Annotated in this window: 19 protein-coding genes; 11 read left to right on the top strand and 8 right to left on the bottom strand. The window is 44.6% G+C overall.

Translation table 11 applies throughout. The annotated features are described in order from the left end of the window. Window positions 1-65: 65 nt before the first annotated feature. Together mfd and MMA19_RS10475 are read right to left on the bottom strand one after the other, a co-directional pair. On the bottom strand, window positions 66-3,524 hold the full coding sequence (mfd, locus tag MMA19_RS10480; RefSeq protein WP_240206157.1) for a transcription-repair coupling factor: 3,459 nt from the start codon (window positions 3,522-3,524) through the stop codon (window positions 66-68). A gap of 5 nt (window positions 3,525-3,529) precedes the next feature. Beyond that, window positions 3,530-4,099 (bottom strand): PilZ domain-containing protein, encoded by a 570-nt coding sequence (locus MMA19_RS10475; protein ID WP_240206156.1) that lies wholly within the window; start codon window positions 4,097-4,099, stop codon window positions 3,530-3,532. 174 nt (window positions 4,100-4,273) lie between these two features. On the opposite strand from MMA19_RS10475, the gene lolC reads away from it, so the two are divergent. Genes lolC through lolE form a run of 3 tightly spaced genes read left to right on the top strand, consistent with a single transcriptional unit; the run spans window position 4,274 to window position 7,417 of the window. After that, on the top strand, window positions 4,274-5,482 hold the full coding sequence (lolC, locus tag MMA19_RS10470) for a lipoprotein-releasing ABC transporter permease subunit LolC (protein WP_038223394.1): 1,209 nt from the start codon (window positions 4,274-4,276) through the stop codon (window positions 5,480-5,482). Beyond that, entirely contained in the window at window positions 5,475-6,164 is a 690-nt protein-coding gene (lolD, locus tag MMA19_RS10465; RefSeq protein ID WP_240206155.1) for a lipoprotein-releasing ABC transporter ATP-binding protein LolD, read from the top strand. Before lolC ends, lolD begins: the two co-directional genes overlap by 8 nt. A 14-nt stretch (window positions 6,165-6,178) precedes the next feature. Continuing rightward, entirely contained in the window at window positions 6,179-7,417 is a 1,239-nt protein-coding gene (gene lolE / locus MMA19_RS10460) for a lipoprotein-releasing ABC transporter permease subunit LolE (RefSeq protein WP_261359885.1), read from the top strand. A gap of 136 nt (window positions 7,418-7,553) precedes the next feature. Here lolE and MMA19_RS10455 read toward each other — a convergent pair whose 3' ends face one another. Then, entirely contained in the window at window positions 7,554-8,063 is a 510-nt protein-coding gene (locus MMA19_RS10455; RefSeq protein WP_006075333.1) for a DUF2062 domain-containing protein, read from the bottom strand. An 8-nt stretch (window positions 8,064-8,071) separates the two neighbouring features. Between MMA19_RS10455 and MMA19_RS10450 the strand changes: the two genes are divergently transcribed. The 5 genes from MMA19_RS10450 to kdsB are packed head-to-tail and all read left to right on the top strand — an operon-like array spanning window position 8,072 to window position 14,062. After that, window positions 8,072-10,354 carry a DNA internalization-related competence protein ComEC/Rec2 gene (locus MMA19_RS10450; RefSeq protein WP_240206154.1) on the top strand — a complete coding sequence of 761 codons (2,283 nt, stop codon included), beginning with the start codon at window positions 8,072-8,074 and terminating at the stop codon, window positions 10,352-10,354. A 31-nt stretch (window positions 10,355-10,385) separates the two neighbouring features. Beyond that, window positions 10,386-12,140, top strand: coding sequence for a lipid A ABC transporter ATP-binding protein/permease MsbA (gene msbA, locus MMA19_RS10445; protein ID WP_240206153.1), 1,755 nt, complete (start codon window positions 10,386-10,388; stop codon window positions 12,138-12,140). Next, a complete protein-coding gene (lpxK, locus tag MMA19_RS10440; protein WP_240206152.1) occupies window positions 12,137-13,147 on the top strand; it encodes a tetraacyldisaccharide 4'-kinase in 1,011 nt (336 codons plus the stop codon). Before msbA ends, lpxK begins: the two co-directional genes overlap by 4 nt. After that, complete coding sequence (locus tag MMA19_RS10435; RefSeq protein WP_006075338.1) at window positions 13,128-13,307, top strand: Trm112 family protein; 180 nt, start codon at window positions 13,128-13,130, stop codon at window positions 13,305-13,307. Before lpxK ends, MMA19_RS10435 begins: the two co-directional genes overlap by 20 nt. Then, entirely contained in the window at window positions 13,307-14,062 is a 756-nt protein-coding gene (kdsB, locus tag MMA19_RS10430; RefSeq protein ID WP_198558060.1) for a 3-deoxy-manno-octulosonate cytidylyltransferase, read from the top strand. The genes MMA19_RS10435 and kdsB overlap by 1 nt, the downstream gene beginning before the upstream one ends. Before the next feature lie 19 nt (window positions 14,063-14,081). Here the strand turns inward: kdsB and MMA19_RS10425 are convergent, their stop codons facing one another. After that, window positions 14,082-14,804: a pseudouridine synthase gene (locus MMA19_RS10425; protein WP_240206151.1), complete on the bottom strand. Its 723-nt coding sequence runs from the start codon at window positions 14,802-14,804 to the stop codon at window positions 14,082-14,084. 313 nt (window positions 14,805-15,117) lie between these two features. Between MMA19_RS10425 and MMA19_RS10420 the strand changes: the two genes are divergently transcribed. Then, window positions 15,118-17,340, top strand: a complete 2,223-nt coding sequence (locus MMA19_RS10420) for an NADP-dependent isocitrate dehydrogenase (protein ID WP_124939981.1) — start codon at window positions 15,118-15,120, stop codon at window positions 17,338-17,340. A gap of 96 nt (window positions 17,341-17,436) precedes the next feature. Here the strand turns inward: MMA19_RS10420 and cspD are convergent, their stop codons facing one another. Then, window positions 17,437-17,658, bottom strand: a complete 222-nt coding sequence (cspD, locus tag MMA19_RS10415) for a cold shock domain-containing protein CspD (protein ID WP_006075342.1) — start codon at window positions 17,656-17,658, stop codon at window positions 17,437-17,439. Between the two features lie 562 nt (window positions 17,659-18,220). Between cspD and clpS the strand changes: the two genes are divergently transcribed. After that, the gene (clpS, locus tag MMA19_RS10410; protein ID WP_031494481.1) at window positions 18,221-18,541 is read left to right on the top strand and encodes an ATP-dependent Clp protease adapter ClpS; all 321 of its coding nucleotides are present in this window, start codon (window positions 18,221-18,223) and stop codon (window positions 18,539-18,541) included. Between the two features lie 41 nt (window positions 18,542-18,582). Continuing rightward, window positions 18,583-20,865 (top strand): ATP-dependent Clp protease ATP-binding subunit ClpA, encoded by a 2,283-nt coding sequence (clpA, locus tag MMA19_RS10405; protein WP_006075346.1) that lies wholly within the window; start codon window positions 18,583-18,585, stop codon window positions 20,863-20,865. An 85-nt stretch (window positions 20,866-20,950) separates the two neighbouring features. On the opposite strand, the gene infA is transcribed toward clpA, so the two are convergent. The 3 genes from infA to aat form a co-directional block, all read right to left on the bottom strand. After that, entirely contained in the window at window positions 20,951-21,169 is a 219-nt protein-coding gene (infA, locus tag MMA19_RS10400; RefSeq protein ID WP_006075347.1) for a translation initiation factor IF-1, read from the bottom strand. A gap of 80 nt (window positions 21,170-21,249) precedes the next feature. Next, complete coding sequence (locus tag MMA19_RS10395; protein WP_240206150.1) at window positions 21,250-21,948, bottom strand: arginyltransferase; 699 nt, start codon at window positions 21,946-21,948, stop codon at window positions 21,250-21,252. After that, window positions 21,948-22,673: a leucyl/phenylalanyl-tRNA--protein transferase gene (gene aat, locus MMA19_RS10390; RefSeq protein ID WP_240206149.1), complete on the bottom strand. Its 726-nt coding sequence runs from the start codon at window positions 22,671-22,673 to the stop codon at window positions 21,948-21,950. Before aat ends, MMA19_RS10395 begins: the two co-directional genes overlap by 1 nt. Window positions 22,674-22,834: the final 161 nt, after the last annotated feature.

The following is a 22,834-nucleotide window of genomic DNA, read 5'->3' as shown; positions in this document are numbered from 1 at the left end:
ATATCAATTAATACAGGACGTTGCTGAAACATTTCACGGTGAAAAATCGTTGCAGCTGTAAGCAATTATGCGTTCGGAAGTCGATTGGCTTCAAACTCGTCAAGCATGTTATTGAGGTAGCTTAAGCGTTTACGCCTATCGGTTAACGCTTCCATAAACTTGAACTTAGTTGGCCCTTCCATCGCAAACTTTGTTGGCTGCGCTTGAAGTAGTTTAACCAAGAAGGCTGGGTTAATGTCAGCATCCGGATAAAATTCAATATAGCCACCTTTATCATGGGCTTCTACTTTTTTAACTTTCAGTGCTCTACCACGAAGCTTCATTTGTGAGACGGCAAGAAGGTGTTTGGCAGCATCTGGCAGCAGGCCAAATCGATCAATCAGTTCCACTTTTAGCTCGTCGAGTTCTTCGTTATCTATAACGCTTGCGATCCGTTTATACATGGATAGACGAGTATTGATATCCGGAATATAGTCATCAGGGAGCAAAGCGGGGATACGTAATTCCACTTCAGTTTGTTCGCGAAGTAGATCGTCCAAAGAGGGCTCTTTGCCTTCTTTTAGCGCTTCCACGGCTTGCTCTAACATTTCCATATAGAGTGAGAATCCAACGGACTGAATTTGGCCACTCTGTTCATCTCCTAAAAGCTCTCCAGCGCCACGAATTTCAAGGTCATGAGTCGCTAGAGTAAAGCCGGCCCCAAGATCTTCTAGCGAGGCGATAGCGTCTAATCGCTTCACTGCATCTTTTGTCATGGCTTTTGGATGAGGAGTCAGCAGATAAGCATACGCCTGATGGTGTGAGCGACCCACACGTCCACGAAGTTGGTGAAGCTGCGCTAAGCCAAGGTTATCAGCACGATCCATGATGATGGTGTTAGCGGTTGGCACGTCGATGCCCGTCTCAATGATGGTCGTACATACTAGTAAATTAAAACGTTGATGATAGAAATCATTCATAACTCGCTCTAGTTCACGTTCACGCATCTGGCCGTGGGCAACTGTGACGCGTGCTTCGGGGACTAACTTTTCTAAGTCTGCCGCGACCTTTTCAATGGTTTCAACCTGATTGTGGAGGAAATAGACCTGACCACCACGCATGATTTCACGAAGTATTGCTTCGCGTACAACACTGTCTTCGCTTTGACGCACAAAGGTTTTAATGGCAAGACGTCTCGCTGGCGGTGTAGCAATGATGGAAAGGTCGCGCATGCCACTCATGGCCATATTCAGCGTTCGTGGAATAGGCGTTGCTGTTAAGGTCAAAATGTCGACATCGGCACGCATCGCTTTCACTTTCTCTTTTTGTCTCACCCCAAATCGATGTTCTTCATCAACGATGAGTAGGCCAAGATCTTTAAACTGAATGTCACTAGAGAGCAGTTTGTGGGTGCCAACGACAATATCCACTTTTCCATCGGCGACGTCTTGTAGGATGGCTTTTTGCTCTTTGGCCGATTTAAAGCGCGACAAGACTTCAACCCGGATAGGCAGGTTGGCAAATCGATCGCGGAAGTTCTCAAAATGTTGCTGTGCCAGCAGTGTGGTAGGAACCAGCACTGCGACTTGTTTACCGTTGTCGGTTGCTACAAATGCTGCGCGCATTGCGACTTCTGTTTTTCCGAAGCCAACATCACCACAAACCAAACGATCCATGGCTTTAGGCTGACACATATCAGACATGACAGCATTGATGGCCTGTGCTTGGTCGTCAGTTTCTTCAAATGGGAAACCAGCTTTAAAGGTCGCATATTGGTCACGATCTAAGCTGAATTTAAAGCCAGGTTTTAACTCGCGCTTGGCGTATACATCGAGCAACTCTGCCGCGACATCACGCACTTTTTCAGCGGCTTTTCTACGGGCTTTAGCCCAAGATTCACTGCCTAATTTGTTGAGTGGTGCCGATTCTTCCGCGCCACCAGAGTAGCGTCCAATTAAGTTCAGTGAAGCGACAGGGACGTACAGCTTGGCGTCGTTCTGATATTCGAGTGTGACGTATTCTGTCGTCATGCCACCGGCTTCGAGTGTTTGCAAGCCGACGTAGCGGCCAATACCGTGGTCAATATGAACAACGGGCTGGCCTGGTTTGAGCTCAGCAAGGTTGCGAATGACGGTGTCACTATTAATCGAGCGTTTTTCTTTCTTGCGTCGTTGAATAACGCGATCGCCGAGCATGTCACTTTCGCAGATCAGTGCGAACTGCTGTTGATAAGCAAAACCATGTTCACATTGACCAATAACAAGTGTGAACTTATCGTCGCTCTTCAGAGCATCGAGAAAATGTTCTTTCTCTTGTGGCCTCAGTTTTATGCGATGCAGTAATTCGAGTAGCGCCTCTCGACGGCCCTCAGATTCCACCGAGAAAATCACTTTACCAGCGTACTGCTCCGTAAACTGACGGATTTGAGCCATCGGCTCTTTTAATTGATGCTGTACTGCTAAATCAGGAAGTGCTTCGACGGGAGCATTGACGCGTCCTGCTTTTTCATCCACGGAATCAACGGAGCACAGCAATTGTGGATAGGCTTTTAGCTGTGAATAGAACTCATCTTTTTGCAGCCAAAGCGCACTCGGTTCTAAAAGTGGGCGCAAAGGGTCGACCTTTCGCTGCTCATAACGTGTTTCCACGTCAGACAAAAAGGTATCTATGGCGGACTCAATATCACCCACCGCAATAATTTGGGAGTCTTGACTGATGTAATCAAATAGCGTTTCAGTATGCTCAAAGAACAGAGGCTGCCAATACTCTATACCCGCTGGCCAAGTGCCTTTTGTTACCTGCATGTAGACTGACTCTGGTTCGCGCCTTGCGTCGAATTGTTGTCTCCAGCGAACACGAAACTCTTCAATCGCGTCTTTTGTCGTAGGAAACTCATGAGCTGGGAGGAGTCGAATCTCGCTAATATCTTCGATGGAACGTTGATTTTCCGGATCAAAGGTGCGAATAGTGTCGATTTCATCGTCAAAGAAATCAATGCGATAAGGCGCAGAGCTTCCCATAGGGAAGAGATCGAGAATTGAACCCCTACTTGCATATTCACCGGGACCAAATACTTGGTCTACATGTCGGTAGCCAGAGTTTTCTAGCTGTAGACGTAGTTTATCCAGTGAAAACAAATCACCAGCTTTTACCATCAAGGTATGTTGCATTAAGAAATCGCGAGGACTTTGCCTTTGCAACAAAGTGCTTACCGGGACGATAGTGATCCCTTTTGACTGTTGCGGTAGGGCGTATAGCCGTGCAATACGATCTGAAATTATATCCTGATGTGGCGAGAAATTATCGTATGGCAAGGTTTCCCAGTCAGGAAATAGCGCAACCTCTCCTGGAAAGAACTGTTCTAGTTCACCTTGAAGTTTAAGTGCAAGCTGTGGGTCTGGCACAACCAGTAAAGTATGATCATTATAGGTGTTAGCATGCTCGCTGATAGCAAGGGCTAATGCGCCACCAATCAGGTTACCGAGAAACTTTTTATCACCGGCACCCGTTGGTGCATTAAGAGGAAGTAGTTGACAATTACTCATAGTATTTATTGGTTGTCTCTGTCTAGCGAGCGCTGTCGAAGCAATTTCTGTTGTTGGTACAAAGCGGCTTTAATTAGTAGGTCTTGGTGTTCTTCAAGGATTCGTACAAAACTCAACGTAACCAATTGGCCTGATTCGGAGTTCTGTATATCGGTGACTTCTGCATAACAATATATACCAGCAGGTGGGTGATCTAGGAAAAGCTTCACCTTGGCTACTTGACCAACTTTCAGTGCTTCTGAAGTGATATAGGCAAGTTGACCTGCACCAAAACTGTGAGTCACATGGCGTTGTGTAGGGTCATCTTGTTGCGAAATAATATAATTAAGCAGCAAATTAAGCTTGCTGTTTTGCTGTTCAATTAACTCGGCAACGTGCTTGAGGTTATGTTGATTCAGTTCGTGCTTTGCAGCGTCATTTTGCTGATCGAGCAGACTAAATTCACTCGATGCCATAAACGGAGCTGGAATTTCAGCAATGTATTGGTCTAGGTCGGGTAGAGTACTACCAAGTGCTAATGGCTCAATGTTGGCTTTTAAAGGTCCATTTACGGTGAAGAATTCGTTCTGCTGCATACATTTTTCCTAATCGACTTGAATTAATTATCTCTGTGTATGTCTGAGTTATCAAGAAAATGACCGAATGAAAGGTCAAAAGTACGTAATTTAAAAGGAAATTTACAATCGGGGCTACAACCCAATGGGTTTTCTGGTTACATTACTCATAGATTTCGTCCCATGGCCATTATTATGTTTCACCCTTTGCCCGTTTTTATTGGATTACGTTACCTAAGAGGTCGCTCAGGCGATCGCTTTAGTCGGTTCGTATCTTATATGTCGACCGCAGGAATCACTATCGGTGTTTTGTCGCTCGTTACTGTTCTCTCAGTAATGAACGGATTTGAAGCTCAACTGAAAGGTCGAATTCTTGGCGTTTTGCCTCAAGCGGTTATTTCACATGATTCAGGTCGAGTAGACTTAAATGACAAGCCAGATGCGTTGCTGAATAGTTTTGCTACTAGTCAGCCAGCGGTCCCTATTGTCCGCAGTGAGGCTGTGGTCCAAAGCCATCAGGGATTGTCTGCTGCCATGATGATTGGAATTGAGCCCGAAACTGATGATCCGATTCGCTATCGTCTGGTAAGCGGTAGCCTAGATAATTTACAAGCAGGAAAGTATCAGGTTTTGTTGGGTCATACGCTTGCCCGAGAGCTCGATGTGCGCGTTGGCGATAAGGTAAGACTAATGGTTACCAGTGCTAGCCAGTATACGCCGCTTGGGCGAATCCCGAGTCAGCGAATGTTTACTGTTGCTGGGCTTTATAGCACTGGCTCCGATGTGGATGGCCAATTAGTCGTAACTCATTTGAAAGATGCCGCCAAGTTAATGCGTTACAAAGCCGATGAAGCGAGTGGATGGAGACTGTTTTTTAATGACCCGTTCGTTGTTTCCAATTTAAGTGAACAGCCATTGCCGGATGGTTGGTTATGGAGTGACTGGCGCGATCAACGTGGCGAATTATTCCAAGCAGTAAAAATGGAAAAGAATATGATGGGGCTGATGCTTGGGCTCATTATCGGCGTAGCGGCGTTCAATATTATTTCCGCACTGATTATGGTGGTGATGGAGAAACAATCAGAAGTCGCCATTTTGAAAACGCAAGGCATGACTGACCGTCAAGTGCTCGCCATCTTTATGGTTCAGGGTGCCAGCAGTGGTGCACTAGGAGCCATTGTTGGTGGTATTCTTGGTGTGTTGTTGGCAAACAATCTTAATAGCCTATTGGAAGTCATGGGTGTCGCTTTATTTAGCTTTGGTGGACAGTTGCCGATAGTGGTGAATCCTAGCCAAATTATTGTCGTTGTTATTTGCGCTGTGTTGCTGAGTTTAGCAGCCACACTGTTTCCTTCTTTCCGAGCATCATCCGTTAAACCAGCAGAGGCTTTAAGATATGAGTAGTCCGTTAATCGCCTGTCAAAACATTCGAAAAACGTATCACGATGGGGCGGTGGATACCGAGGTACTTAAAGGCGTGAGTTTTGAGATCTCCAAAGGTGAGTTGGTGTCTATAATTGGTTCTTCTGGCTCCGGTAAGTCAACTCTACTTCACGTACTAGGTGCTTTGGATGAGGCAACGGAAGGGGAGGTTACTTTCCTTGATGAGCCTCTACTGACTTTAAGCAGCAACCAACAAGCCAAGCTTCGTAATGAACACTTAGGGTTCGTATATCAGTTCCATCATCTACTCAGTGACTTTACAGCGGTAGAAAACGTGGCGATGCCGTTACTCATTGGTGGTATGGGAACCAAACTTGCGAAGGCCGAAGCGAGTGCATTACTAGAGCGTGTGGGGCTAAAACATCGTTTAGAGCATCGACCTTCTGAGCTTTCGGGAGGAGAGCGCCAACGAGTTGCCATCGCTAGAGCTTTGGTCAATAAGCCTGCGTTAGTGTTGGCTGATGAGCCGACCGGTAACCTTGACCATACTACGGCTTTATCTATATATGATTTGATGCGAACACTTAACCAAGAATACGGAACCGCTTTTCTAGTGGTGACTCATGATAATGAGTTAGCCGCGAAAATGGATAGGCAGATGTATATGCAAGATGGCCTGCTACTCGATGCCAAAATTGCGTAATTCAAGGAGCTAATGTGTCACTATCGTTTTTTATTGGTAAACGTTTTAGCAAAGCCAAGCAACGTAACAAAATGGTGTCGTTTATTTCGATTTCATCCATTGTTGGCATCGCCGTTGGGGTGGCGGTGATTGTCATTGGTTTGTCTGCGATGAATGGCTTTGAGCGCGAGCTGAAGAATAGAGTGTTATCCGTAATTGCCCATGGTGAGTTTGAAGGTGTGAATGCTCCGATCAAAAATTGGCAAAAGGTGATGGACTCGGCAATGAAACACTCAAAAGTAGAGGCGGCCGCACCCTATATTCGAATGACAGCTTTGGTTGAAAAGGGCAGCCTACTCAAAGCTGTTGAAGTTCGCGGCGTTGACCCCGAACTTGAAACCAAAGTGTCGACACTACCGGGCTTTGTGAAAGGCACAGCTTGGCAAAACTTTCATGCCGGTGAACAGCAAGTGATCCTCGGCAAAGGGGTCGCAGATCAAGTGGATGCAAAAGTAGGTGACTACGTAACGTTAATGATCCCAACCACTAGCAACACCAGCAAAGTGCAAGCACCAAGACGAGTTCGAGTCCAAGTATCTGGTTTGCTCGAGTTAAATGGACAGATTGACCATAGCTTGGCGATTGTTCCGTTAGCAGATGCTCAGCAGTATGCTCGACTAGGTAATCAAGTTACTGGCGTTTCTATAAAAGTAGATGACGTATTCAATGCCCCTTTGATTGTTAGAGAGGTGGGTAATACCTTAACGGAGTATGTCTATTTACGTAGCTGGAAACAGAAATATGGTTTCCTATATCGAGATATTCAGTTAGTTCGTACCATTATGTATTTGGTGATGGTTTTGGTTATTGGTGTTGCGTGCTTCAATATTGTTTCAACGCTAATGATGGCGGTAAAAGATCGCGCATCTGAAATTGCAATATTACGCACGATGGGCGCCACAGATGGCCTCATAAAACGCATCTTTATCTGGCAAGGTGTATTTTCTGGCGTAGTGGGTAGTATTGTCGGTGGTATGCTGGGCAGTTTAGTTGCACTGAATCTCACGCCATTAGTTTCTGGCCTCGAGTCTCTCATTGGTCATAAGTTTTTATCTGGCGACATTTACTTTGTAGACTTTCTGCCATCTGAGTTGGTTTGGAGTGATGTGGCTTTAGTAGCGGGGACTGCAACGGTGTTAAGTCTGATTGCGACATGGTATCCAGCAACAAAGGCAAGTCAGTTAAACCCAGCTTCAGTACTGAGCGCCAAGTAATTTAATCTCAAGAAAAAGCCCGTCAATGAATATCATTGACGGGCTTTTTCATATTTGGTCGACAGTCTTGTTGCTTAGAAGTGTCGTCACACTCGTAGTTTCTGTTTACGACTCTGTTGTCAGTTTCAAGCTAACGTTATCTTGTAGCGCGTTGCTGCCAACTGCGAACCACAGAGTAACGCCAAAGGCCACGAATGCCGAAATACCCAGCAACAGAAGCAACAATACCACATATCGCGCACCCTAAGAGGAACGGGGGGCCAATGGTGGTCATTTGGTCGGATAAATATTGCCAAGACAACTCAAAATGGAATGGCTGCGGAGGCGTATTCAAGCAAAATGCGCCGATCTTGTACGCAAAATAAAACAGTACTGGCATGGTCACAGGGTTACTAATCCATACAAGTGCGACCGATAACGGAAGGTTTACACCAAACAGGATAGCTAACCCTGCCGCCATAATCATTTGGCTTGGTAGTGGGACAAAAGCCATAAACAAACCAACCGCAAAAGCGCCTGCCGCTGAGCGTCGATTTAAACACCAAAGGTTTGGGTTATAGAGGACATTGCCGAACACTTTCAATGCCTTTTGTCGCTTGATCATCTCGTGATCGGGCATGAAACGTTTAATGAACTTTCTTGGCATAGGGAAACATGACTCTCTTAACAGGCATTGTTGCACCGTTGGTTTTTTCACTAACACTTATCAGTGTTGCGTGGTGGCCAATGATGCCTCATTACTACTGGTTGATTCCTACATCCTTAATTAGCATAGCCTTACTAATAAAACGCTGCTCGATAATCGCAGTGGTTTTTATTGCAATGTCCGTGGCTTTGATACAAGGGAATCTTTACAAGCACCAATCGGAGGTGCTTTACCGATTTGGCACAGATATTACCATAAAAGGACGAGTTGACAGCTATTTTAAAAAAATAACTCGTGGATATGAGGTTGAATTGACGATTTTATCGATTAATGGAGAAAAATTGTCATTCTTTGAGAGACCTAGCGTTAAGTTATATGCACCGATAGCATTAACGATGGGCGATGAACTTCAAGCTTTGGTTCAACTCAAACCCGTTGTTGGTGTTCTTAATCAGGTTGGCTTCGACAAAGAGCGATACTATTTTTCTAATCGGTTTTTAGCCGATGGTGTTCTATCGGATGACAGTCATTTTATGGTTCGTAGTACGTATGATTGGCGTTCGAAAATACATCGGTTGGTAACGTCTGTGACCGCAAACAGCCTACATCAAGGTTATTATTTAGCGTTAATTTTCGGTGACAGAAGCAAACTCGCTGGTGAAGACTGGTTGCAATTAAAACAGAGCGGACTGTCTCATCTAGTTGCTATCTCTGGTCTACATATTGGAATAGTTTTTGCCGTTGGCTATCTTGTCGGGCGGGGAACACTGCTGGTGGTGACCTTGCTTCTACCGACAGAACTACGTTGTAAAACGACACCGTTCTGTTTATTGTTAGGCATCTTTACAGGGTTGGTGTTAGCGTTTTTTTATGCTGCTTTAGGTGGGTTTGCTACATCAACAGTTCGCGCTCTACTCATGCTTGTCATTGTCAACTCGCTTTGCATTATTCACATCCGGATAATGAGTATGACCACTTTATTAGTAGCGGCCTCTCTCATACTCACCTTGATGCCTTTTTCTTCCGCAAGTGCCAGTTTTTGGCTTTCCTTTCTCGCTGTCTCCGCGCTCATGGTGACCAACTCGGTTGTTTCCTATCAATTTGGTGTTCGCACTGTGTTGTATACCCATGTTTTGCTCTGCTTACTGTTCATTCCAATTGTGGTCAGCTTATTTCAAGGGGTTGCTGTCGCATCGCCTTTCTATAACTTGTTGTTTGTCCCATGGTTTAGTTTTTTAGTCGTTCCTTTATTGCTCTTAGCGACTGTAGTGACCGTACTGTCGGAGAAGGAGAATTTAATCTGGGCATTGGTCGATATGCTGATGATGCCCTTTGATTACTCTTTGAACCTATCAAACTGGTTCTGGCTTAACGCTCCGGCTTATTTTGCTTTCTATGCAATACCTTTAATTTTCACGTTAGTCCTGAGAAAAGTAGTGTCATTGAAGTGGCTGGCACTATTACTGATATTATGTGCTGTCACATTGCCATTAAAACAAAGCGGGCAAAAGGTTAGTGTCCACTTTTTTGATGTAGCCCACGGGCTCTCTGTTGCCATCAAACAGGGAGAACAAGCGGTACTTTATGATACAGGACGCGCGAGTCCAACTTTATCTATGGCGAGCGCAGTAGTGACTCCCAATCTTTTAGCTATAGGAGTTAGAGACCTGCATGGAGTAATTATTAGTCATGCTGATAATGACCACGCTGGTGGTGAAATTGAACTCCGTAATTATTGGAAGCCTGATTGGGTCAAGAAGCCTGATGGATTGACAGAAGAGCAACTCTGTATTCGAGGTAGAACTTGGCAATGGAAGGCAGTTCGATTTGAGGCACTGTGGCCTCCGAAGAGAGTGGATAGAGCTTACAACCCACACTCTTGTGTGGTTCTGATTAGTTTTGTTCAGGGAGACAATTCAGTTCATCGAATATTGCTTACAGGCGATATTGAGAAAGTCAGCGAAATATTGATCGCCAGAACACTCTCTGAACTAGGTGTTGATGTTATGAGTGTTCCTCATCATGGCAGCCGGACCTCCTCTTCTACGTTTTTGACACAATTGATTCATGCTGAGCACGTTGTGGCCTCTACGAAATTTCGTTCCCACTGGCAACTGCCTAACGAATTGGTTAAACAACGATACCTAGAGCGAGGTGCTCAATGGTATGAAACAGGTAAGCAGGGGCAGGTTAATTTCGTCTTTTTTGATGGAGAATTAACCGTTTCAACGCTTCGTAACCAGAACCTCGACCCTTGGTATAGGCAGATGTTGCGAAGCAGAGTAGAATGAACAGATAGATAAAAGAAAACGAACAATAATTATGTCGCTAAATCAAGATGAAACGACGCTGCAGACCTTTAAGCGTCTTTGGACTTATATTCGAGAGTACAAAGCGGGTCTCGTCGTTGCGGTGATCGCACTGGTGATCAATGCTGCTGCAGATACCTACATGCTATCACTACTTAAGCCTCTACTTGATGAAGGCTTTGGTGATGTCGAATCGAATTTCTTGAAAATCCTTCCTTTAATCATTCTTGGAATGATGTTCATACGTGGTACCAGTGGATTTGTCTCGACCTACTGTTTGAGTTGGGTATCCGGCAAAGTCGTCATGGAACTACGACGCAAAATATTCAGTCACTTTATGCACATGCCAGTCTCCTTTTTCGATAAAGAGTCAACTGGTGGACTGCTCTCTCGGATTACTTATGACTCAGAACAAGTTGCAGGAGCGACGAGTCGCTCGCTAGTCAGTATTGTTCGAGAAGGAGCAAGTATCATTGGTCTATTGATACTGATGTTCTGGAGCAGCTGGCAGTTATCGCTGGTTCTTTTCGCTGTCGCTCCTGTCGTAGCTTGGGCGATTAGCTTTGTATCTAAGCGTTTTAGAAAGATCTCTCGCAACATGCAAACCTCGATGGGTCATATGACCACCTCAGCCGAGCAGATGCTAAAAGGTCATAAGGTAGTGTTGAGTTACGGTGGTCAGCAAGTTGAGAAAGAGCGTTTTGATCAGATGAGTAACCAAATGAGGCAGCAAACCATGAAGATGGTAGCAGCCTCAGCGGTAGCGAATCCTGTGATTCAAATGATTGCCTCATTAGCATTGGTTGCGGTCCTTTATTTGGCAAGTTTCGATGAGATTCGTGAGCAACTTACCGCGGGTACTTTTACGGTTATTTTCTCGGCTATGTTCTCATTGATGCGTCCATTGAAAGCACTGACTGGTGTTACGGCTGAGTTCCAGCGTGGTATGGCCGCGAGCCAAACTTTATTTGGGTTAATGGACCTAGATACGGAGCGTGATACTGGTAAAGTTGAGCTGTCGAAAGTGAAAGGCGACATTAAAGTTAACGATATCACTTTCACTTATCAGGGAACCGAAAAGCCAGCGTTACGCCATGTTAGTTTTGATCTTCCTGCGGGTAAAACCATTGCGCTTGTAGGGCGTTCGGGTTCGGGCAAAAGTACCATCGCTAACTTGTTTACACGCTTCTATGACGTCGATAGTGGACATATTGAACTTGACGGTCACAAGATTGATGATATCAAGCTGACCAACTTGCGTAAGCATTTCGGATTGGTTTCTCAAAATGTTCATCTGTTTAACGATACTATTGCCAACAACATTGCCTATGCAACTGATGGCGAATATAGCCGAGAGCAAATCGAGCATGCGGCGAAACTGGCTCATGCTATGGAGTTCATTAATGGTCTCGACAACGGCCTTGATACCGTGATTGGAGAAAATGGCGCAAGCTTGTCAGGTGGTCAGAGGCAACGTCTCGCGATTGCACGAGCTTTGTTGCGTGATGCTCCCGTTCTGATTTTGGATGAGGCGACTTCTGCATTAGATACTGAGTCTGAGCGCGCGATTCAATCTGCGTTGGATGAACTTCAAAAGGATAAAACGGTGCTAGTTATAGCTCATCGCTTATCAACAATCGAAGAAGCTGACGAAATTCTCGTTGTTGATGACGGTGAGATCATCGAAAGAGGTGATCACAATACGTTACTTGCACATAAAGGTGCGTACGCTCAACTGCATAAAATTCAGTTTGGTGACAACGAGTGATTGAGAAACTGTGGTTTGGTCGTAATCCACTAAACTACTTATGGTGGCCGCTTTTGTGGCCACTTAGTGCGCTATATAGAGCGATTGCGAAGCGACGTAGGAAAGCTTTCAGTGATGGTTCAAAAGAATGCTACCGCGCTTCTGTGCCTGTGATTGTCGTTGGTAATATTACCGCTGGTGGTAATGGTAAGACACCGATCGTTATTTGGCTGGTTGAGAATTTGCAACGTCAAGGTTTCAAACCTGGAGTAGTCTCTCGAGGTTATGGGGGTAAATCTAACCATTATCCTTTGCAAGTTGAAGCCCAGACCAGTACTAAAGCCAGTGGCGATGAGCCGAAGCTTATTTATGAAAGAACCAAAGTCCCTGTTGTTGTGGATCCGGTAAGATCGAATGCAGTCAAGGCACTAGAAAGTCTTGGTGTTGATGTGATTATCACCGATGATGGTCTACAGCACTATGCGCTTGATAGAGCAATGGAAATTGTAGTGGTTGATGGAGTGCGCCGCTTTGGTAATGAGCAATCTATTCCACTAGGACCACTACGAGAAACGCTGTCTCGCTTGGAAGAAGTAGACCTTGTTGTTACCAATGGCGGGGAGCCTCGTTTAGGGCAAGAGAAGCGTTTTGAATTACAGCCTGAGCTTGCTATCAATCTAACAACCAATGAGAGTAAAGCTGTGACCGAACTAGGGCAACTCACTGCGTTTGCTGGTATTGGCCATCCTCCACGTTTTTTTAAGACGTTGAATGATCTTGATGCAGATGTGGTGCGCAGCCAAGGCTTTGCAGACCATAAAGATTTTCAACCGGAACAATTATATGCCCTAAGTGATGGGTCTGATAACGTCATTATGACGGAGAAAGATGCCGTAAAATGTCGTTCATTTGCACAAAACAATTGGTGGTATTTACCTGTATCGGCTCAATTTACTGAGCAAGACGGTAGGGAAATACTCAAAAAAATAAACAAGGTAATAGAAAGTTATGGATCACAGACTTCTTGAAATCGTGGCATGCCCAGTATGTAAAGGAAAACTCACTTTTGATAAAGATAAGCAAGAGCTTATCTGTAAGCTTGATCGTCTTGCTTATCCGATTAAAGAGGGTATTCCGGTTTTACTAGAGCCTGAAGCGAGACAAATGAGTATGGAAGAGGGACGCTAATGTCTTTTACGGTCATTATCCCAGCAAGGTATGAATCTTCTCGTTTGCCAGGCAAGCCGTTAGCGGATATTGGTGGCAAACCGATGATCCAGCACGTTTATGAGAAGTCGCTACAATCTGGTGCCGATCGCGTGATCATCGCAACCGATGACCAAAGAGTGGAGCTCGCTGCAAAACAATTTGGTGCCGAAGTTTGTATGACTTCTCCATCTCACGAGTCTGGCACCGAGCGGTTAGCGGAAGTGGTTGCGTCGATGAAAATCGCACCCGATCACATCGTTGTGAACGTACAAGGTGATGAACCTTTGATTCCAGCATGCATTATTAAGCAAGTTGCTAATAATCTTGAGAGCAGCACGGCGCCAATGGCTACCCTCGGTGTAACGATTGAGAATGAATCAGAAGTCTTTAACCCAAATGCGGTAAAAGTAGTGACGGATGAGCAAGGTTATGCGCTGTACTTCAGTAGAGCAACGATACCTTGGGATCGAGATGCTTACGCTGCAGAGCCGAAAAAACGTGCAACTAACCCTCTACTGAGACACATTGGCATCTATGCTTATCGTGCTGGGTTTATTAAGACTTATGTAGAATGGGAGCCGAGTGCACTTGAACGAATTGAATGCCTAGAGCAGCTTCGAGTGCTGTGGTATGGAGAAAAAATCCACGTCGCAACGGCTCAGGAAGCACCACCTGCTGGGGTAGATACTCCTGAAGACCTAGAGCATGTGAGGGCTATTGTTGCTCAGCAATAATAGCTTTGCTTTGGATTACTTATCTCTTTAAAGCTGGGTGATCGGTGGGGATTTCCAACCAATCACCTGGCTGCAAGCCTCCAATCTCAAACCCTGCCATCGAAGCACGAATAAGCCTTAATGTTGGGAAACCAATATTGGCTGTCATTCGACGTACTTGTCGATTTCTTCCTTCAATAATTGTAATGCTTAACCATGTGGTAGGAATGTTGGCACGAAAGCGCACCGGTGGGTGACGCTCCCAAACGTCAGGCGTATCCATAAGGCTGACTTTCGCAGGCAATGTAGGGCCATCTTTAAGCACTACACCGCGTCGCAGCTTATCTAAGTCATCCTCACAGGGCGCTCCATCGACCTGAACCCAATAGGTTTTTTCTGACTTGGATTTTGGTTGAGTCAGTCTAGCTTGCAAAATACCATCGTTGGTAAGAACCATCAGCCCTTCGCTGTCTCTGTCGAGGCGTCCGGCGGCGTATACATCTTTGACAGGTATGTAATCGGCAAGTGTTTTTCGTCCGTCACCATCTGTGAATTGACTTAAAGTGTCATAAGGTTTGTTGAAGAGGATCACTTTGCGTTCTTCAATGGGTAGTCTGCTTCGGTTAGTGTCTGTTTTTCGTTTAACCGCAGGTTTCGAAGTGGACTTTCGCAGTCTACTTCCTGGACCTGAGTGCTGTTTGAAACGTGTAGAAGCAGCGCGGCTTTTCGATTTACTACGAGGTGCCGCTGTTTTATTCGTCATGTTAACTACCTTGCAAAAATGTAAACAAACTGTGTGGTGTAGTTTTGTCTACGGTTGTTTTGAGCTATCATAAGCGCGCTCAAAAACAGGAATAACGCACAAGATAATAGACTAATTGCCCAAATTTGTTTAATTATAAGTGCTTAGGATTTCGTTTGACTGAACAAAAAAAGCCCAATTGAGAGGGTTTTCATGTGCAAACTTTTTGTATCAACCACTCAATCGCGTTCCGTCATAACGTTTACGTGTCCTTGATGAAGGCACGTTGATTAATAAGGGTACTCATACCCAATTAGAACGATAGGGAAATTTCATGCCTACAGAAAAGCCGACAATTATCTATACCATTACTGATGAAGCTCCAGCGCTCGCAACTTACTCGTTGCTGCCGATCATTCAGTCATTTACTGCTTCATCTGGTATCAGTGTTGAAACGAGAGACATTTCACTAGCAGGGCGTATAATTGCTAACTTCCCTGAATACCTCAAAGAAGAGCAACGTATTGGTGATGCACTAGCTGAACTTGGTGAGCTGGCGAAAACACCAGAAGCGAACATCATCAAGCTACCAAACATCTCTGCGTCTATCCCACAGCTACAGGCTGCTATTAAAGAACTTCAAGCAAATGGCTATGATTTGCCAAACTACCCAGAAGAGCCAAGCACGCCAGAACAAGAAGCTATCAAAGCTACTTATGACAAGATCAAAGGCAGTGCGGTAAACCCGGTTTTACGTGAAGGTAACTCAGACCGACGCGCACCGCTATCTGTGAAGAACTATGCTAAGAAAAACCCGCATTCAATGGGAGCATGGTCGAAAGATTCTAAGTCTCATGTTTCTAGCATGACAGATAAAGACTTCTTCGGTAGTGAAAAATCGGTCACTGTTGCTGATGCGACGGATGTGAAGATTCAATTTACTTCAGCTACTGGCGAGACTAGCGTTCTTAAAGAGAAGGTTGCCCTACAAGCGGGTGAAATCATCGACGCATCTGTAATGAACAAGAAAGCGTTGGTGTCTTTCTTTGAAGAGCAAATTGCAGAAGCGAAACAGCAAGATGTTCTGCTTTCATTGCACATGAAAGCGACGATGATGAAGGTCTCTGACCCAGTTATTTTTGGTCACGCAGTTAAAGTTTACTACAAAGATGTATTTGCAAAACACGGTCAGCTATTTGAAGAACTAGGTGTTGATGTAAACAACGGTATTGGTGATGTATACGCAAAAATCGCCTCACTACCAGCCGCTCAAAAAGCTGAGATTGAAGCCGATCTAGCAGCTGTTTATGAAACTCAACCTGCACTTGCAATGGTTGATTCTGACCGTGGTATTACCAACCTACACGTACCAAGTGACATTATCGTTGATGCTTCTATGCCAGCGATGCTTCGTTCATCTGGCCAAATGTGGGGCCCGGATGGTAAGCAGAAAGATACCAAAGCAATGATCCCTGATCGTAGCTATGCAAGTATCTATCAAGCAGTTATCGACTTCTGTAAAGAGAATGGTGCATTTGATCCAACGACGATGGGTAGTGTGCCAAACGTAGGTCTAATGGCTCAAAAAGCAGAAGAGTACGGTTCACACGATAAGACCTTCATCCTAAAAGGTGATGGCAAAGTCGAAGTTATCGATACAGCCGGCAATGTGCTTATTGAGCAGTCAGTTGAAGAAGGCGATATCTTCCGTATGTGTCAGGTGAAAGACGCACCGATTCAAGATTGGGTGAAACTGGCTGTGACACGCGCTCGTGCATCAAGTACGCCAGCGGTATTCTGGCTCGACGAGAACCGTGCCCACGATGCTGAGTTGATCAAAAAAGTGAATCAATATCTTCCAGAGCACGATACGTCAGGTCTAGAAATTTATGTGAAAGCTCCACTGGAAGCAACACTGTTCTCACTAGACCGAATCAAGAAGGGTGAAGACACCATTTCTGTCACTGGTAACGTTTTACGTGATTACCTAACAGACTTGTTCCCAATTCTTGAACTTGGCACATCGGCGAAGATGCTATCTATTGTTCCATTGATGAACGGTGGCGGCCTATTTGAAACAGGCGCTGGTGGCTCTGCGCCTAAGCACGTTCAACAGGTTCAAAAAGAAAATCACTTACGTTGGGACTCTTTAGGTGAATTCTTAGCACTAGCAGCTTCTCTAGAGCATCTAGCGGTCGTTTCTGGTAAAGAAAAAGCGAATGTACTAGCGAAAGCTCTTGATGAAGCAACAGGCAAGTTCCTAGACAACAACAAGTCGCCATCACGTCGCGTTGGTGAGTTAGACAACCGTGGTTCTCACTACTATCTAGCTCTATACTGGGCTCAAGCACTAGCTCTTCAAACAGAAGACAAAGCACTAGCAGACGAGTTCGCGCCAATTGCAGAGCACCTTGCATCAAACGAGAGTGTTATTGTTTCTGAGCTAAACAATGCTCAAGGCGTTGCAGGCGATCTTGGTGGTTACTATCAATTTGACGATGTGAAGACTTCAACGTTAATGCGTCCAAGCTCCACATTGAATAACATTGTTGGCTAATCGCTAAACATCGAATTGTGAAAGGCATAAAAAAACCACCGAAAGGTGGTTTTTTTATAGGTCGTGTCTTCTGTAATGGGTGATTGTTTTGTGAAACTACTTCGCTATGTCACCTTCGACAGGCGTAACTGAGCTAGCGTGATAGCCCTTTGGCCCTTCTTCTACTTCGTAATTCACTTGTTGACCCGCTTTCAGAGTACGGTAGCCATCCATCTTAATAGTGGAGTAGTGTGCGAAAATGTCACCATCCTCGCCTTCTGGACAAATAAACCCAAATCCTTTGGCGTTGTTAAACCATTTTACTGTACCTGTAGCCATGCTATACATCCCTCATGCATTTTTTGTTACTGAAGTCGCTTTGAAGACACTGACCAATCGTGTTTGCTTCTTCTTTGCTGTGATTCAAACTAACTAACCACAACCTAAGTCGTGGCTCTATACCACATTCATCCGTTTTGAATGTGTTTTTTGCTGTAAGGGTATTCTTACTTTGTGGGGAATACCGATGCAAAACTTGTTAAATTTTAGTCACTAATTAACCACTGTAGTCAAACATTGAGCGGAGTCAATAGGAAAGTCGTATAAATAACTACATATTCTATACATATGCGCTTTGGTTTTAACAAAAGTGCAAAATCTATCTTCTGTTTGCATGAGCTTCATGTATTCTATTTATGAGGGAGGCGAAAGTTTTTTCAACTTGGCTCATATGTGACACACACTAATAGCATTGTTTTGTTTGCAGCGATACAATTGGTGCATTAGTCTCTTAATAGAGATGTTTTTTGAGTGTTGGCTCTCAGGTGTTTCTAGCGACGCTTTTAGCATTGAAATTCAGCACAGTGTTTTGTAATTAAAAGAAAACTCTCAACATTTGGCCATGAGTAAAAATTTTGAATGGGTGACTCCAGACTCAGACTTACTGGAGAAAGAAAAAACTAAGGTTGAGCCGCCGGCAATGTACAACGTTGTGTTAAACAACGATGACTATACGCCGATGGACTTTGTAGTAGAAATCTTGGAACGCTTTTTTTCACTCAACGAAGACAAAGCGACTCAAGTGATGTTAGCGGTGCATTATGAAGGTAAAGCTGTCTGTGGCACCTACACATCCGAAGTCGCGGAAACGAAAGTTGCTCAAGTGACCATGTATTCAAGGGAAAATGAACACCCACTTTTGTGTACCATGGAAAAAGCCTAATTTTCGCATGAATGACGTTTGTCATTCCTTAGGAGGTACTTATGCTTAATAAAGAATTAGAATCGAGTCTGAACGGCGCATTTGCTCGTGCTCGTGATAAAAGACATGAATTCATGACCGTAGAGCATCTCCTTTTAGCTTTGTTGGAAAATGACTCGGCTAAAGAGGCACTAACTGCTTGTAACGCAAATTTAGAGAATCTGCGTAATGAGCTCGACATTTTCATTGATCAAACAACTCCTCTTATCCCTGATGCCGACGACACGCGAGAAACACAACCTACTTTAAGTTTCCAACGTGTTCTTCAACGCGCCGTATTCCATGTACAGTCTTCTGGGCGCAGTGAAGTAACAGGCGCTAACGTCTTAGTAGCGATTTTTAGTGAACAAGAATCACATGCTGCTTACCTTCTTAAGAAAAATGACATTAGCCGATTAGATATCGTTAATTTTATTTCTCACGGTATTACCAAGAACATCGGTCCAACTGGTGACGAACCATCGAGTGGCTCACTTGGTGGTGGTAGTGAGAACATTGAAGAAGCCAACGGTGAAGATCGTCTTGAAAGCTTTGCAACGAATCTGAACCAAGTGGCGAAAGCAGGCAACATTGACCCTCTTATTGGTCGCGATAAAGAACTTGAGCGTACGATTCAAGTGCTATGTCGCCGTCGTAAGAACAACCCACTGTTGGTGGGTGAGGCCGGTGTTGGTAAGACTGCTATCGCTGAAGGTTTGGCTTGGAGAATCGTTGAAGGCCAAGTGCCAGATGTTATCCAAAACAGTGTTATTTATTCTCTCGATATAGGCTCGCTACTTGCAGGTACTAAATACCGCGGTGACTTCGAGAAACGCTTCAAAGCGATTCTCAAGCAATTGGAAAAAGAAGATGACGCCATTCTGTTCATTGATGAGATCCATACAATTATCGGTGCAGGTGCGGCTTCTGGTGGACAAGTAGACGCAGCAAACCTTATTAAACCTCTTCTAAGCAGCGGCAAACTGCGCTGTATTGGCTCTACAACTTACCAGGAATACAGCAACATTTTTGACAAAGAGCGTGCACTATCTCGTCGATTCCAGAAAATCGATGTAGTGGAACCTTCTTTAGATGATACGACTAAGATCTTGATGGGTCTTAAGCCTAAATATGAGGAGCACCACGAGGTTCGTTACACTAACAAAGCGTTGCGTGCTGCCGTTGAATTGTCAGCGAAGTACATCAACGAGCGCCATTTACCTGATAAGGCTATTGACGTTATCGATGAGGCGGGCGCTCGCAGTCGTTTGGTTCCGGTAAGCCGTCGTAAGAAAACGGTTGGTGTGGCAGATATCGAAGCGATGGTTGCCAAGATGGCGCGCATTCCAGAGAAGTCTGTATCTTCTTCAGACAAGGATATTCTTCAAAACCTTGATGACAAGATGAAGATGCTGGTCTTTGGTCAAGACAAAGCCATTGACGTGCTTTGTGAAGCAATCAAGATGACTCGCGCTGGATTAGGTAATGATGATAGACCTGTTGGCTCATTCTTGTTTGCTGGCCCAACTGGGGTTGGTAAAACAGAAGTGACCGTTCAATTGTCTAAGCTATTGGGTATCGAACTGCTTCGTTTCGACATGTCGGAGTATGGTGAACGTCACTCAGTAAGCCGTTTAATCGGTGCTCCTCCAGGTTATGTGGGCTACGATCAAGGTGGTTTGCTAACCGACGCGGTTATCAAGCATCCGCACTCTGTAGTATTACTGGATGAGATTGAGAAGGCGCACCCTGATATCTTCAACTTGCTACTGCAAGTCATGGATAACGGTACGCTAACGGATAACAATGGTCGAAAAGCTGACTTCCGCAATGTGATTTTGGTAATGACGAGTAACGCAGGTGTTGCTGAGACTGAGAAGAAATCTATTGGTCTGATTCAACAAGATCACAAACCAGACGCGATGGGTGCCATTAAACGTGTGTTCACTCCGGAGTTCCGCAACCGTCTTGATGGCATCATCTGGTTCAACAGCCTAGATGACACGGTTATACATCAAGTGGTTGATAAGTTTATTGTTGAACTTCAAGCGCAGTTGGATTCTCGAGGCGTTTCGTTAGAAGTGTCTGATGATGCTCGCGATTGGCTTGCGATTAAGGGTTACGACAAGACAATGGGTGCAAGACCTATGGGTCGTGTTATCCAAGACAAGCTTAAGAAACCACTGGCGAATGAACTCTTATTTGGTTCGTTGGTTGATGGCGGAACAGTGAAAGTGTCCCTTAAAGATGATGATTTAGCGTTTGAATATGTAGGCGCTAAGGAAGAAGCAGAAGCGCATCACTAGCGCTTCTTCATCTGAATCGCTACTTAGTGGATAACAAAAAACGGAGCCTAAGCTCCGTTTTTTTGTGTTCGTTTAAACGTTGAGATTAACGAGCACGGAAGACGATGCGGCCTTTAGTTAGGTCGTATGGAGTCATCTCTACAGTTACTTTGTCACCAGTAAGGATACGGATGTAGTTTTTACGCATCTTACCAGAGATGTGCGCAGTAACTACGTGACCGTTTTCTAGTTCAACACGGAACATTGTGTTTGGTAGAGTATCAAGGACTGTACCTTGCATCTCAATTACGTCTTCTTTAGCCATTTAATCCTCTTTCGAAATGCGGCGTTTTAACGGCAGGCATTGTGCCGTTAAAATCTTAATAAGTAAAGTTGCGGTGTATTCTACCCTCGCCATCGCTGATTTACTAGCCTTTGATGACGTTGGAACCGTGTTTTGTAGTTCATTGCTGAACAATCATCGATTTGGTAGCCCAAATAGAGCCATTGTTTGTTATATCGTTGGCAGTATTCAATTTGACACAATACAGCGTACGTACCGAGAGATAACGTGTAGTCAGGGTCGAAGAAGGTATAAAAAGCACTGGCGCTATCAGAGAGAATATCGGTGATGGCGATCCCTACCAGCTTATCATCGTCAAAGATGTGCAGATAGTGCAGGGTCATCCATGAACACTGTGCAAACTCAAAAAACTCTTGTTGTCTTGGTGGATACATACTGCCTGTTGAATGACGTTTCTCAATATAGCGAGAGTAAAGATCAAACCATTCTTCATCTAACGTTGGTCTTATCTCCCAGCGAAATGATTTGGTTTTGGCAAGTAGACGTTTCTGGCTCTTAGATAGCTTAAAATCATCGATAGCTACTCTCAACGCATGACAGGCACTGCAATGGTCACATTGAGGCTTATAAATGGCGTCTCCACTTCTTCTAAAGCCATTAGCTAATAACATTTCGTATTGATTGGCTTCATGCAGTTCTTTCTCCAAAACAATAGCTACTCGCTCTTGTTGAGCGGGCAAATAACTACAGTCTTGTTTGCGACTCAGACCAATTCGGATCTGTTGGACAGCCATGTTCATCAACTCATCTCCTGTTGTATAGGAAATGATAGCTCTTGTTGAGAAAAACAGGAATCTTGTACGGTTTGTTCACGTAAATTATGCAAAGCCGCTATAAACTGTTCACGGGTCAGTTCTTGTGCTCCTAGTGAGTTCAAGTGCGGGTTCATAACTTGGCAGTCGATGAGTTTGCCTCCATGGTTTTTAAAGTGATGACAAAAGTACCAAAGAGCAGTCTTGGAAGCATTAGTTTCCAGAGAAAACATCGATTCGCCACAAAAGACTTGGCCAATGGAAAGTCCGTAAAGGCCGCCGACTAGGGCATTATGGTTCCAAACTTCGACGGAATGACAGTGGCCTTTTTTTGCTAACTCTCCATACGCAGAACGCATATCCTCATTTAACCAAGTTTCTTCGATAGGACGTGTACTTGCGCAATATTCAATGACTTGCGATGTACATGTATTCATCGTGACTCGATAATTTGTTTTGCGCTGAAATTTACGCAGGCTTTTTGATGGACGGAAAAGAGATGGATCAAATACGGCTCTCGGGGCTGGACTCCACCATAGCAGTGGTTCATTTGGACCAAACCAAGGGAAAACGCCATGTTGATAGGCAGACAGCAGTCGTTGTGGGTTGAGATCACCGCCAAACGCTAGTAAGCCATTTGGCTCATCAAGCGCTTCGAAAGGAGAGGGGAATGTAAAGTCATTGCTGTCTAGTTCTGTCAGGTAGATCGTCATAGTGCTGTAATGTTGCGTTCCTTTCTATTAATTATAAGCAATACCGACTCATTTATTAATTTTCATTAGTACTAGCTGGCTAGTACTAAGTGTCGAGATATTGACCATCTAGAGGTGTATTAGCTCTGGTGTTTACCTTGTATTTTAGTTACGCTGCAACT

It is taken from the genome of Vibrio sp. CyArs1 (genome assembly GCF_022432925.1).
Lineage (GTDB): Bacteria > Pseudomonadota > Gammaproteobacteria > Enterobacterales > Vibrionaceae > Vibrio > Vibrio mediterranei.
Note: the sequence above shows the minus strand (reverse complement) of the source record. Positions and strands in the feature narration are given on the sequence as shown.

Coding starts and splice junctions, on each gene's coding strand:
- mfd (WP_240206157.1), bottom strand. CDS start 3,524: ATGAGTAATTGTCAACTACTTCCTCTTAATGCACCAACGGGTGCCGGT.
- MMA19_RS10475 (WP_240206156.1), bottom strand. CDS start 4,099: ATGCAGCAGAACGAATTCTTCACCGTAAATGGACCTTTAAAAGCCAAC.
- lolC (WP_038223394.1), top strand. CDS start 4,274: ATGTTTCACCCTTTGCCCGTTTTTATTGGATTACGTTACCTAAGAGGT.
- lolD (WP_240206155.1), top strand. CDS start 5,475: ATGAGTAGTCCGTTAATCGCCTGTCAAAACATTCGAAAAACGTATCAC.
- MMA19_RS10455 (WP_006075333.1), bottom strand. CDS start 8,063: ATGCCAAGAAAGTTCATTAAACGTTTCATGCCCGATCACGAGATGATC.
- MMA19_RS10450 (WP_240206154.1), top strand. CDS start 8,072: ATGACTCTCTTAACAGGCATTGTTGCACCGTTGGTTTTTTCACTAACA.
- msbA (WP_240206153.1), top strand. CDS start 10,386: ATGTCGCTAAATCAAGATGAAACGACGCTGCAGACCTTTAAGCGTCTT.
- MMA19_RS10435 (WP_006075338.1), top strand. CDS start 13,128: ATGGATCACAGACTTCTTGAAATCGTGGCATGCCCAGTATGTAAAGGA.
- kdsB (WP_198558060.1), top strand. CDS start 13,307: ATGTCTTTTACGGTCATTATCCCAGCAAGGTATGAATCTTCTCGTTTG.
- MMA19_RS10425 (WP_240206151.1), bottom strand. CDS start 14,804: ATGACGAATAAAACAGCGGCACCTCGTAGTAAATCGAAAAGCCGCGCT.
- MMA19_RS10420 (WP_124939981.1), top strand. CDS start 15,118: ATGCCTACAGAAAAGCCGACAATTATCTATACCATTACTGATGAAGCT.
- cspD (WP_006075342.1), bottom strand. CDS start 17,658: ATGGCTACAGGTACAGTAAAATGGTTTAACAACGCCAAAGGATTTGGG.
- clpS (WP_031494481.1), top strand. CDS start 18,221: ATGAGTAAAAATTTTGAATGGGTGACTCCAGACTCAGACTTACTGGAG.
- clpA (WP_006075346.1), top strand. CDS start 18,583: ATGCTTAATAAAGAATTAGAATCGAGTCTGAACGGCGCATTTGCTCGT.
- infA (WP_006075347.1), bottom strand. CDS start 21,169: ATGGCTAAAGAAGACGTAATTGAGATGCAAGGTACAGTCCTTGATACT.
- MMA19_RS10395 (WP_240206150.1), bottom strand. CDS start 21,948: ATGAACATGGCTGTCCAACAGATCCGAATTGGTCTGAGTCGCAAACAA.
- aat (WP_240206149.1), bottom strand. CDS start 22,673: ATGACGATCTACCTGACAGAACTAGACAGCAATGACTTTACATTCCCC.